Consider the following 11,916-nt stretch of genomic DNA (forward strand, 5'->3'; position numbering starts at 1 on the left):
GGCCATCTCCCCCTCAAGGGGGGAGATTGGCAGTTCAGACGTAAGGCACCCTTCGACGCTGGTGATTGGCGAAAGCCGAGATGACATCCAATCTCCCCCCTTGAGGGGGAGATGGCCGGTAGGCCAGAGGGGGGTGCTCCGGCACGACGCCAAAACGTTACTCCGCTGCTTGTAGCGAGGCGATGCGGCGGCTTTGCTTTGCCTGCTCGTCATAGTCGCGCTGCCATTCCGACGGCCCGTTGGATGCACCCACCTGCACCGCGGTCACCTTGTATTCCGGGCAGTTGGTCGCCCAGTCGGAGAAGTCGGTGGTGATGACGTTGGCCTGGGTGTCGGGATGGTGGAAGGTCGTATAGACGACGCCCGGCGACACCCGGTCGGTGATCAGCGCGCGCAGCGTCGTCTCGCCCGAGCGGCTGGTCAGCCGCACCCAGTCGCCATCGCGCAGGCCGCGATTTTCGGCATCATGCGGATGGATCTCCAGCCGATCCTCGCTGTGCCACACGACGTTCTCGGTGCGCCTGGTCTGCGCGCCGACATTATACTGCGACAGGATGCGGCCGGTGGTCAGCAGCAGCGGGAAGCGCGGCCCGGTCCTCTCGTCGGTCGCGACATATTCGGTGCGGATGAACTTGCCCTTGCCGCGCACGAAGCCGCGAATATGCATGATCGGCGTGCCTTCCGGCGACTTCTCGTTGCAGGGCCACTGCACCGAGCCCACCCGGTCGAGAAGGTCGAAGGAAACGCCGGAGAAGCTCGGCGTCGTCTTGGCGATCTCGTCCATGATCTCGGAGGGATGCGTGTAGTTCCAGCCGAGGCCGAGCGCCTTGGCGAGCTCCTGCGTCGTCTCCCAGTCGGCATAGCCGCATTTCGGCTCCATCACCTTGCGCACCATGTTGATGCGGCGCTCGGCATTGGTGAAGGTGCCGTCCTTCTCGAGGAAGGTCGAGCCGGGCAGGAACACATGCGCGTAGTTGGCCGTCTCGTTGAGGAAGAGGTCGTGCACGACGACACATTCCATCGCGGCGAGACCCGCGGCGACATGCTTGGTGTCGGGGTCCGACTGCAGGATGTCCTCGCCCTGTACATAGAGCCCCTTGAACGAGCCGTCGACGGCCGCGTCCAGCATATTGGGGATGCGCAGGCCGGGCTCGTCGTCGAGCTTGACGCCCCACAGGCTCTCATAGATGGCGCGCACCGCGTCGCCCGAAATGTGGCGGTAGCCGGGAAGTTCGTGCGGGAACGAACCCATGTCGCAGGAGCCCTGCACATTGTTCTGGCCGCGCAGCGGATTCACGCCGACGCCCGGCCGGCCGATATTGCCGGTCGCCATGGCGAGGTTGGCAATGGCGATGACGGTGGTCGAGCCCTGGCTGTGCTCGGTCACGCCGAGGCCGTAATAGATCGCGCCGTTGCCGCCGCGCGCATAGAGCCGCGCCGCGCCGCGTATGTCGTCGGGATCGACATTGGCGAGCTGACCGACGACCTCCGGGCTGTTTTCCGGCAGTGCCACGAACGATGCCCAGTCCTGGAACTCGTCCCAGTCGCAGCGCTCGCGGATGAACGCCTCGTCGAACAGGCCTTCGGTGACGATGACATGGGCAAGTGCGGTCAGCATGGCGACGTTGGTGCCCGGCTTCAGCGGCAGATGGAACTGCGCTTCGACATGGGCCGAGCGCACGATATCGGTGCGGCGCGGATCGAGCACGATCAGCTTGGCGCCCTGGCGCATGCGCTTTTTCATGCGCGAGGCGAACACCGGATGCGCATCGGTCGGATTGGCGCCGATCAGCAGGATGACGTCCGTCTGCTCGATCGAATCGAAATCCTGCGTGCCGGCGGAGGTACCGAAGGTCTGGCCCAGGCCATAGCCGGTCGGCGAATGGCAGACGCGGGCGCAGGTATCGACATTGTTGTTGCGGAAGCCCTGCCGGACCAGCTTCTGGACGAGGTAGGTCTCCTCGTTGGTGCAGCGCGACGAGGTGATGCCGCCGATCGACGTGCGGCCGTACTGGTACTGGATGCGGCGGAATTCATTCGCCGTATGGGTGAGCGCCTCTTCCCACGACACTTCGCGCCACGGATCGCTGACCCGCTCGCGGATCATCGGCTTCAGGATACGGTCCTTGTGTGTCGCATAGCCATAGGCGAAGCGGCCCTTGACGCAGGAGTGGCCGTGGTTGGCCTTGCCTGCCTTGTAGGGCATCATGCGAATGACCTCGTCGCCCTTGACCTCGGCCTTGAATGAGCAGCCGACGCCGCAATAGGCGCAGGTGGTGACGGTCGAGCGCTCGGGCAGGCCTTTCGCCAGCACGGTTTTCTCCCTCAGCGCATCGGTCGGGCAGGCCTGCACGCAGGCCCCGCACGACACGCATTCGGAATCGACGAACGCCTCGTGCATGCCGGCCGAGACCCTGGATTCGAAGCCGTGGCCCTCGATGGTCAGCGCGAACGTGCCTTGCACCTCTTCGCAGGCGCGCACGCAGCGCGAGCAGACGATGCATTGCGCCGGATCATAGGTGAAATAGGGGTTCGATTCATCGCGGGCGATGTAGTCGATGGTCAGCGAGCCATGGCCGGGCGCCACGCCGTTTTCTTGCTCGACGTGGTTGCGGCCGTCCACGCCATAGCGGTTCTCGGTCAGGCCGACCGTCCTGACGACCCTGTCGAACTCGCTGGCGCCGGTGCCGGCCGTCTCGCCCCACGCAGCCGGATGGTCAGAGACATAGAGCTCCATCACGCCGCGACGGATGGCGTTCAGCCGGTCGCTCTGGGTATGCACGACCATGCCTTCGCCAACCGGCGTCGTGCACGAGGCCGGCGTGCCGCCGCGCCCGTCGATCTCGACGAGGCAGACCCGGCAGGAGCCGAACGAGTCCAGCATGTCGGTGGCGCAGAGTTTCGGGATTTCAACGCCCGCTTCCATCGAAGCGCGCATCATCGAGGTACCCGCCGGCACCGTCACCGGCTTGCCATCGACGGTCAGCGTCACCTGCTGTTCCGCTTCGGAGGCGGGTGTGCCGTAGTCGATTTCCTGGACCAGCGATTTGATGTCGAATGCCGCGTTCATGCCTGTCCGCTCCTATTCCGCTGCTTCGGCGACCGGCGTCGGCCGAAAGTCGTCCGGGAAATGGTTGAGTGCACTCATCACCGGATATGGGGTGAAGCCGCCGAGAGCGCAAAGCGAGCCGAACTTCATCGTGTTGCAAAGGTCGGTGACCAGTGCGATCTGCTTTTCCGGTTCGATGTTCTCAGCGAGCCGGTCCAGCACCTCGACGCCGCGCGTCGAGCCGATGCGACAGGGCGTGCACTTACCGCAGCTCTCGATGGCGCAGAATTCCATGGCAAAGCGTGCCTGCTTCAGCATGTCGGCACTGTCGTCGAAAACGACGATGCCGGCATGGCCGATCAGCCCGTCCTTGGCGGCAAATGCTTCGTAGTCGAACGGCGTGTCGAACAGGGCGCGCGGGAAATAGGCGCCGAGCGGGCCACCGACCTGCACCGCCTTGACCGGACGCCCGGTCGCCGCGCCGCCGCCGATATCGTCGACGATCTCACCCAGCGTCATGCCGAACGCCGCCTCGTAGAGACCAGGATATTTGACGTTGCCGGCAATCTGGATCGGGATGGTGCCGCGCGAACGGCCCATGCCGAAATCCTTGTAGAAGGCGGCGCCCTTGTCCATGATCACCGGCACCGAGGCCAGCGAGATGACATTGTTGATTACCGTCGGCTTGCCGAACAGGCCCTTATGCGCCGGCAGCGGCGGCTTGGCCCGCACCTGCCCGCGCTTGCCTTCGAGGCTGTCGAGCAGGGCGGTCTCCTCGCCGCAGACATAGGCGCCGGCGCCGACGCGCACTTCCATGTCGAATGAATTGGGTGACCCGAGCACATTGACGCCGAGCACGCCGGCCCTGCGGGCGATCTCGACGGCCTTCTGCATCACCGCCACCGCATGCGGATATTCCGAGCGGATATAGATGAAGCCCTTGGTCGCGCCGGTGGCGATGCCGGCGATCGCCATGCCTTCGATCAGCACGAAGGGGTCGCCTTCCATGATCATGCGGTCGGCGAACGTACCGGAATCGCCTTCATCGGCATTGCAGACGATGTATTTGCGGTCGGCCGACGTATCGAGGACCGTCTTCCATTTGATGCCGGTCGGGAAGCCGGCGCCGCCACGACCACGCAGCCCGGACTCGGTCACCTGCTTGACGATGTCGGACGGCGTCATCGCCACCGCGTTCTGCAGCCCGTTCAGCCCGCCATGCGCCTTGTAGTGATCGAGCGACAGCGGATCGGTGACGCCGCAGCGCGCAAACGTCAGCCGCGTCTGCCTGGCCAGGAACGGGATCTTGTCCGGCGCGCCCAGCCAGCGCTTGTGGTGGCCACCGGTGAGGAAGCCGCAGTCGAACAGGCTTTTGACGTCGGAGGGCTTCACCGGCCCGTAGGCGACGCGGCCAGTGGCTGTCGCCACTTCGACCATCGGCTCGAGGAAATAGGCGCCGCGGGAGCCGTTGCGCACGATCTTGGCCTCGATGCCGCGCTCGGCCAGTTCCGCCCGAACCGCCTTGGCGACCTTTTCCGCACCCAGCGCCAGCGCGCCGGAATCGCCGGGAATATAGATGCGCGGGATCATGAGCGCACCTCGGCAACGATTTCATTGAGCTTTTCGTCGTCGAGCCGCCCGATCACCTCGCCGTCCAGCATCGCCGATGGCGAGCAGGCGCAAAGGCCAAGGCAATAGACCGGCTCCAGCGTCACCGAACCGTCGCGGGCTGTCTCGTGGAAACCGATGCCCAGCATTGATTTGAGCTTGGCGGCAATCGCATCCGAGCCCATCGACTGGCAGGCTTCCGCCTGGCAGAGCTTCAGCACATGGCGGCCGGCGGGCTGGCTGCGGTAATCGTGATAGAAGGTGACGACGCCATGCACCTCGGCCCTGGAGATGTTCAGCGCCTCGGCAATGACCGGCAGCGCGTCCCGCGGCACATAGCCGAACTCTTCCTGTATGCCGTGCAGGATCGGCAACAGCGGGCCTTCGAGGCCTTTCAGCTCGTGGATGATCGCCGCCGTGCGCGATGCGATCTCGGTACTTGCAGGCTGCATCGTCATGCAGCGCCCTCCCTGGTCGTGGCGGTCTTCCGCTAAGTGCTTAGGAAATCAGAGGAAACCCGCTAAATCAATAAAGCCGATCCGTTGCTCGATAGAAATTTTCTATCGATCTCGATCACCAGCATTATCTAGCCTAGCGGCGGGCGCGGAAATCGTCCGCCAGCGCCATTGCCTCGTCCAACAGCGCCGAGACCAGCGGCGTGTGCGGTTCGCGCGGCGCCGCCACCAGCCCGACGGTGTGGCTGGCATCCGGCTCGACGATCGGGATAGCCCGGATCGGCTCGGAAAAGCCGAACGTTTCCGCAAGGTTAAGCGGCATGATGGACGACCATTTGCCGGTGCGGATATGCGAGAACAGCACGATCATCGAGTTGGATTCCAGTGTCGGCCGCACCTGCACGCCGGCTTCGGCCAGATGCTGGTCGATGATGCGGCGGTTCTGCATGTCCGGCGTCAGCAGGCAGAGCGGCAGCTGGGAGAGTTCCGCCCATGTCACTTTGTCGCGGTCGAAATAGGGGTTCCCGACAGCGGTGATCAACTGGTAGCGCTCGTCGTAGAGCGGCACGCTGGTGACGCGTCCGAGCGGCTCGTTGTCGAGATAGGTGATGCCGGCGTCGATGTCGAAATTGCCGAGCAGCGACAGCACCTCGATCGATGTCCGCGACAGCACCGAGAAGGTGACGCCGGGATGCTTTGCCCGAAACGGCGTCGTCAATCGCGCCACCATGGCCAGCGCCGTCGGGATCGCGGCGATGCGGATGCGTCCTGACAGGCCGTGGCGTGCCGCCCGCATCTCCTCGCGCATGGTCCTGCTATCGCCGACGATGCGGCGCGCCCACACCAGCACCTGCTTGCCTTCCGGCGTCAGCCCCTGGAAGCGCGAGCCGCGCAGCACCAGCATCACGCCGAGCTGGCCCTCCAGCTGCTTGATGCCGGCCGAAAGCGTCGGTTGGGTGACGCCGCACACCTCCGCCGCGCGGCCGAAATGTTCTTCCCTGGCGAGTGCTATGAAGAATTCCAGCTTGTCGATCATGCCGTCGGGAGCCTGTCACGGACGCTATGTCCGATCTTAGCGCGCAAGGTCGGGGAAATCGCCTTCGGCCGCAAGCCGCCTGTGCAAATCGCCCGCATCCACATCTTTCAGCCGGCTTACTGTTTCCCGCGATGGAACGCGGCGCTATGTGGATGGGACGGGGTCGTGGACTGGACACGACGGGAGACCGAAACATGCTGGGCTGGTTCCGCAAGCTTTTGCCGCGCGAAGATCGCTTCTTCGACCTGTTCGAGCGGCATTCCCGCACTGTGGTCGGCGGCGCTGAGGCACTGCAGCAGCTTTTGCAGGGCAACGACATCGACCGCTGGTGTCAGACGATCATCGATCTCGAGGACGAAGCCGATCAGATCACCGCGGAAGTTCTGCTGGCCGTGCGCCGCTCCTTCATCACGCCCTTCGATCGCGGCGACATCAAGGACCTGATCCAGTCGATGGATGATGCCATCGACATGATGCACAAGACCGTCAAGACGGTAAGGTTGTTCGAAAAGAAGGAATTCGACCCGCTGATGCAGGAAATGGGGGCCGTCATCGTCGAGGCCGCCAAGTTGGTGGCCGAGGCGATCCCACTGCTCGGCAAGGTCGGGGCGCATACGGTGCGCCTCAACGCCATCGCCGAGGAGGTCATGCGCGCCGAAGGCCGGGCCGACGACCTGCACGAACAGGGCCTGAAGGACCTGTTCAAGCGGCACGGCCGCAGCGATCCGATGGCCTATCTGATCGGCAGCGAGATCTACGGCCAGCTGGAAAAGGTGGTCGACCGCTTCGAGGACGTCGCCAACGAAATCAGCGGCATCGTCATCGAGAACGTATAGTGGAAGCCGCGATAGCCTTTCCGGTGCTGGTCGGCCTTGTCGCCGTCGCACTGTTCTTCGATTTCCTCAACGGCCTGCACGATGCCGCCAACTCCATCGCCACAATCGTCTCCACCCGCGTGCTGAGGCCGCATTATGCGGTGTTCTGGGCGGCTTTCTTCAATTTCATCGCCTTCATGTTCTTCGGTCTTCACGTGGCGGAGACGCTGGGAACCGGCATCATCGACGCCAGCATCGTCACGCCGGCAGTGATCTTCGCAGCACTTGTCGGCGCCATCGTCTGGAATATCGTCACCTGGCTCGTCGGCATTCCGTCCAGCAGCTCGCACGCGCTGATCGGCGGTTTGGTCGGCGCCGGCGTTGCCAAGGCAGGCACCGGCGCCATCGTCTGGGCCGGATTGGGCAAGACGACGGCGGCCATCGTGCTATCGCCGGCGGCAGGCTTTCTGCTGGCGCTCGTCTTGATCCTCGCGGTCTCCTGGCTGTTCCTGCGGCAGACGCCGTTCGCCGTCGACAGCACCTTCCGCGTCATGCAGTTCTTTTCCGCCTCGCTCTATTCGCTCGGCCATGGCGGCAACGACGCGCAGAAGACCATGGGCATCATCGCCGTGCTGCTTTATTCGCAAGGCATGCTCGGCGCGAATTTTTACGTGCCGCTGTGGGTCGTCATCACCTGTCAGTCGGCGCTGGCGCTGGGCACGTTGCTCGGCGGCTGGCGCATCGTCCACACGATGGGCTCGAAGATCACCCGGCTGAACCCGATGCAGGGTTTCTGCGCCGAGACCGGCGGTGCGATCACCCTGTTCGCCGCCACCTGGCTCGGTATTCCCGTATCGACCACGCACACGATCACCGGCGCCATCATTGGCGTCGGCGCCGCCCGCCGCGTCTCAGCCGTTCGCTGGGGCATTGCCGGCAACATCGTGGTTGCCTGGATTATCACCCTGCCGGCAACCGCGGCGATTGCGGCTCTCACCTACCTCGCGGTCGGCCTGGCAAGGTGACAGCACCGCAGCACTGCGCGGCGGTGCGTGAACGCCGTATCTACCTGTCCACAAGGTTCAGGATGTTGCCGTCCGGATCCTTGAACCATGCGACCTTCATGCCCTGACCGACATGAACGTCACCCTCCAGCGTCAGGCCGGGCATGTCGTAATGCTCGAAGGCCACGCCCTTCGATTTCAACGCCTCAACGATTTTGCCGAGCTCGTCGCCGACCGTCCAGGTCACTGCCGTCGCCTTGTTGGTCCCAGCGAAATTCGAACGGTACACGTTGATGCTGGTATCGCCGCTTTTATAGACGATCAGTTCGCCACCTTCATTGTGCACCTCTTTCAGGCCGAGCGTCCCTTCGTAGAAAGCCCTGGCCCTGGCCAGGTCCTTCACTGCGAGATTGGCCGTTGCGTTGCTGTTTGCGAGCATGATCGTCTCCTTCCCTTGATGTCGTGCTCATGCTGCTCCCTCAGATAGGTCGTAACGGATGGTTGGCGACCGTCGATCAGGCAAATCCGACTGCGTCGGTTCCGTTTTCCGGGGCACACCAGGCCGGCTGTTGCGCCACGACTTGGTTCTCTCCGGAAACTGCACTATCTCAGGCGCGAGCTTGCATAAGGAAGATCTGATGTCCGTCACCAAGGAAATCGTCATCGAACGCCTGAAGACGGTCAACGGGCCGGATTTCACCGGCAACATCGTCGACCTCGGCATGGTTTCCGAGATTTTCATTGCCGATGCCAAGGTGTTCTTCTCGATCACCGTTCCCGCTGCGCGTGCCCAGGAGATGGAGCCGCTGCGTGCGGCCGCCGAGCGTGTCGTCAAGGCGATCCCCGGTGTCGCCGGCGCCGTGGTCGCGCTGACGGCGGAAAAGAAGGGCGGCGGCATGGAGGCGCCGGTTCCGCAAAGACCGGCTCAGAGGCCCGCTCCGCCGGCCGCACCTGCTCGTCCAGCGCCGCAGGCGCCCGCCTCGCACAGCCAGGGCAAGCGCGGCGTACCAGGCATCGACGCCATCATCGCTGTTGCTTCCGGCAAGGGCGGCGTCGGCAAGTCGACCACCGCCGTCAACATCGCCCTTGGCCTTGCCGCCAACGGGTTGCGGGTCGGCGTGCTCGATGCCGATATTTATGGCCCGTCCATGCCACGCCTGCTCAACATTCATGGCCGGCCGCAGACCGTCGACGGCAAGATCCTGAAGCCAATGCAGAACTATGGCCTCAAGGTCATGTCGATGGGCTTCCTCGTCGATGAGGAGACGCCGATGATCTGGCGCGGGCCGATGGTGATGTCGGCATTGACGCAAATGCTGCGCGAAGTCGAATGGGGACCGCTCGACGTGCTCGTCGTCGACATGCCGCCCGGCACCGGCGACGCCCAGCTGACCATGGCCCAACAGGTGCCGCTGGCCGGCGTCGTCATCGTCTCGACGCCACAGGACCTGGCCCTGATCGATGCGCGCAAAGGCCTCAACATGTTCAGAAAGGTCGACGTGCCGCTTTTGGGCATCGTCGAAAACATGAGCTATTTTCTCGCCCCCGATACGGGGAAACGCTACGACATCTTCGGCCATGGCGGCGCGCGCCGTGAGGCAGAGCGCCTCGGCGTCACCTTCCTTGGCGAAGTGCCGCTCGAGATGGGCATCCGCGAAAGCTCCGATGCCGGCACGCCGGTGGTAGTCTCGAAGCCCGATAGCGCCGAGGCGAAAATCTTTCGCGACATCGCCGCCAAGGTCTGGCACCGCGTCAATGAAGAGCGCGGCGCGGCCGAGGCTGCAGTGCCGAGCATCGTGTTCGAGTGATGCGGATATCCCTCCCCTTTGAGCGGAGGGTGGCCCGAAGGACCGGGCGGGGTCCGCGGCGACACGCTCCAACTTTTCCGGGATAGCGGACTGACAAACCACGATCCCGTCTGGCGCGGGGGCAGATGTATGTCTATCGCACCAAAGTGTGGATTCGGATGACGCGTGCCCCTTGCCTGCTCCCGCGCGTTGTCATATCGATTTGTCATACAAATACGGAGACCACGATGGCAGGCGCCCCCACCAGCAAGAAAAAATTTCGCTCGCAAGAGTGGTTCGACAATCCCGACAATCCGGGCATGACGGCACTTTATCTGGAGCGCTACCTGAATTACGGGCTGACGCGGGCCGAACTGATGTCCGGCAAGCCGCTGATCGGCATCGCCCAGACCGGCTCGGACCTGTCGCCCTGCAACCGCCATCACATTGAACTGGCCAAGCGCGTGCGCGAAGGCATCGTCTCGATGGGTGGCATCCCTTTCGAGTTTCCTTGCCACCCGATCCAGGAAACCGGCAAGCGGCCGACAGCTGCGCTCGACCGCAACCTTGCCTATCTCAGCCTGGTCGAGGTGCTCTACGGCTATCCGCTCGACGGCGTGGTGCTCACCATCGGCTGCGACAAGACGACACCGGCCATGCTGATGGCCGCGGCTACCGTCAACATTCCGGCTATCGCGCTTTCGGTCGGCCCGATGCTCAACGGCTGGCACAAGGGCAAGCGCACCGGCTCCGGCACCATCGTCTGGGAATCGCGCCAGCGCCTGTCGGCCGGCGAGATCGGCTATGACGAGTTCATGGACATCGTCGCCTCCTCGGCGCCGTCGACCGGCTATTGCAACACGATGGGCACCGCTACCACGATGAATTCGCTGGCCGAGGCGCTCGGCATGCAATTGCCGGGCTCGGCCGCAATCCCCGCCCCCTATCGCGAACGCGGCCAGATCGCCTATGAGACTGGAAAGCGCATCGTCGACATGGTGCATGAGGATCTGAAGCCCTCCGACATCATGACCCGCAAGGCCTTCGAGAACGCCATCGTCGTCAACTCGGCGATCGGCGGCTCGACCAATGCGCCGATCCACCTCAACGCCATCGCCCGCCACCTCGGCGTGCCGCTCGACAACAACGATTGGCAGAAGGTTGGCCTCAACATTCCGCTCATCGTCAATCTGCAGCCGACCGGCGAATATCTCGGCGAGGACTATCACCATGCCGGCGGCGTGCCGGCTGTGATCGCCGAACTGATGAAGGGCGGCATGCTGCCCTATCCGGAAGCCATGACCGCTAACGGCAAGACCATCGGCGACAATTGCAGCGGCGCCGTCAACGAGAACCTCGACGTCATCCGCACGGTTGCCGAGCCGCTGAAAGCCAATGCCGGCTTCATCAACCTTAAGGGCAATCTGTTCGATTCGGCGATCATGAAGACCAGTGGCATCTCGCCCGAATTCCGCGAACGCTATCTGTCGAACCCGAAGGACCCGGAAGCGTTCGAGGGCAACGCCATGGTCTTCGACGGCCCCGAGGATTATCACGCCCGCATCGACGACCCGGCACAGGGCATCGACGAGCACACCATCCTGTTCATGCGCGGCGCCGGCCCGATCGGCTATCCCGGCGGCGCCGAAGTCGTCAACATGCAGCCGCCTGCCTATCTGATCAAAAAGGGCATCCACGCGCTAGCCTGTATCGGCGACGGTCGTCAGTCAGGCACGTCGGGCTCGCCGTCGATCCTCAACGCCTCGCCGGAAGCCGCCATCGGCGGCGGCCTGGCGCTGCTGAAGACCGGCGATCGCGTCCGCATCGACCTGCGCAAGGGTACCGCCGACATCCTCGTCAGCGACGACGAGATCACGCGGCGCCGCGCCGAGCTGCAGAACAATGGCGGCTATCACTATCCGAAGCACCAGACGCCGTGGCAGGAAATCCAGCGCGGCATGGTCGACCAGTTTTCCGAAGGCATGGTGCTGAAGCCGGCGGTGAAGTACCAGGATGTGGCTCATACAAGCGGCGTGCCGAGGGACAATCACTGACCAGGGTCCGTCGCACGAGCCGTCAGGTCGCCAGCGTAACGGTCACCTCATTTCTCCCCGTTAACAACCCGCTAACGGGGAGAAATGCCCGCCACAGAGTTGGACGCG

Annotated in this window: 9 protein-coding genes; 4 read left to right on the plus strand and 5 right to left on the minus strand. The window is 63.9% G+C overall.

Translation table 11 applies throughout. From position 1 onward, the window contains the following. Nucleotides 1-157 precede the first annotated feature (157 nt). From fdhF to NKH43_RS07905, 4 genes are all read right to left on the minus strand, one after another. Entirely contained in the window at nucleotides 158-3,070 is a 2,913-nt protein-coding gene (gene fdhF, locus NKH43_RS07890) for a formate dehydrogenase subunit alpha (RefSeq protein WP_352857344.1), read from the minus strand. Between the two features lie 12 nt (nucleotides 3,071-3,082). Then, a complete protein-coding gene (locus NKH43_RS07895; protein WP_352857345.1) occupies nucleotides 3,083-4,639 on the minus strand; it encodes a formate dehydrogenase beta subunit in 1,557 nt (518 codons plus the stop codon). Continuing rightward, complete coding sequence (locus tag NKH43_RS07900) at nucleotides 4,636-5,115, minus strand: formate dehydrogenase subunit gamma (protein WP_352857346.1); 480 nt, start codon at nucleotides 5,113-5,115, stop codon at nucleotides 4,636-4,638. Before NKH43_RS07900 ends, NKH43_RS07895 begins: the two co-directional genes overlap by 4 nt. Before the next feature lie 133 nt (nucleotides 5,116-5,248). Next, entirely contained in the window at nucleotides 5,249-6,148 is a 900-nt protein-coding gene (locus NKH43_RS07905) for a LysR family transcriptional regulator (protein WP_023717897.1), read from the minus strand. A gap of 194 nt (nucleotides 6,149-6,342) precedes the next feature. On the opposite strand from NKH43_RS07905, the gene NKH43_RS07910 reads away from it, so the two are divergent. Together NKH43_RS07910 and NKH43_RS07915 are read left to right on the plus strand one after the other, a co-directional pair. Next, a complete protein-coding gene (locus NKH43_RS07910) occupies nucleotides 6,343-6,984 on the plus strand; it encodes a DUF47 domain-containing protein (RefSeq protein WP_023717896.1) in 642 nt (213 codons plus the stop codon). Then, nucleotides 6,984-7,988 carry an inorganic phosphate transporter gene (locus NKH43_RS07915; protein WP_023717895.1) on the plus strand — a complete coding sequence of 335 codons (1,005 nt, stop codon included), beginning with the start codon at nucleotides 6,984-6,986 and terminating at the stop codon, nucleotides 7,986-7,988. The genes NKH43_RS07910 and NKH43_RS07915 overlap by 1 nt, the downstream gene beginning before the upstream one ends. A 40-nt stretch (nucleotides 7,989-8,028) precedes the next feature. Here NKH43_RS07915 and NKH43_RS07920 read toward each other — a convergent pair whose 3' ends face one another. Next, nucleotides 8,029-8,406, minus strand: coding sequence for a VOC family protein (locus NKH43_RS07920; protein ID WP_352483299.1), 378 nt, complete (start codon nucleotides 8,404-8,406; stop codon nucleotides 8,029-8,031). 196 nt (nucleotides 8,407-8,602) lie between these two features. Between NKH43_RS07920 and NKH43_RS07925 the strand changes: the two genes are divergently transcribed. Further along, the gene (locus tag NKH43_RS07925; RefSeq protein WP_352857494.1) at nucleotides 8,603-9,775 is read left to right on the plus strand and encodes an Mrp/NBP35 family ATP-binding protein; all 1,173 of its coding nucleotides are present in this window, start codon (nucleotides 8,603-8,605) and stop codon (nucleotides 9,773-9,775) included. A gap of 227 nt (nucleotides 9,776-10,002) precedes the next feature. Continuing rightward, nucleotides 10,003-11,808, plus strand: a complete 1,806-nt coding sequence (locus NKH43_RS07930) for an IlvD/Edd family dehydratase (protein ID WP_352483298.1) — start codon at nucleotides 10,003-10,005, stop codon at nucleotides 11,806-11,808. Nucleotides 11,809-11,916 lie beyond the last annotated feature (108 nt).

Origin of the sequence: Mesorhizobium sp. M1163, from assembly GCF_040318415.1 — a bacterium.
In the GTDB taxonomy this organism is placed as follows: Bacteria; Pseudomonadota; Alphaproteobacteria; order Rhizobiales; family Rhizobiaceae; genus Mesorhizobium.

Bases quoted from the DNA above. Each gene is read 5' to 3' on its own strand.
- NKH43_RS07930 (WP_352483298.1), top strand. From the start codon at position 10,003: ATGGCAGGCGCCCCCACCAGCAAGAAAAAATTTCGCTCGCAAGAGTGG.
- NKH43_RS07910 (WP_023717896.1), top strand. From the start codon at position 6,343: ATGCTGGGCTGGTTCCGCAAGCTTTTGCCGCGCGAAGATCGCTTCTTC.
- NKH43_RS07900 (WP_352857346.1), bottom strand. From the start codon at position 5,115: ATGACGATGCAGCCTGCAAGTACCGAGATCGCATCGCGCACGGCGGCG.
- NKH43_RS07920 (WP_352483299.1), bottom strand. From the start codon at position 8,406: ATGCTCGCAAACAGCAACGCAACGGCCAATCTCGCAGTGAAGGACCTG.
- NKH43_RS07905 (WP_023717897.1), bottom strand. From the start codon at position 6,148: ATGATCGACAAGCTGGAATTCTTCATAGCACTCGCCAGGGAAGAACAT.
- NKH43_RS07895 (WP_352857345.1), bottom strand. From the start codon at position 4,639: ATGATCCCGCGCATCTATATTCCCGGCGATTCCGGCGCGCTGGCGCTG.
- fdhF (WP_352857344.1), bottom strand. From the start codon at position 3,070: ATGAACGCGGCATTCGACATCAAATCGCTGGTCCAGGAAATCGACTAC.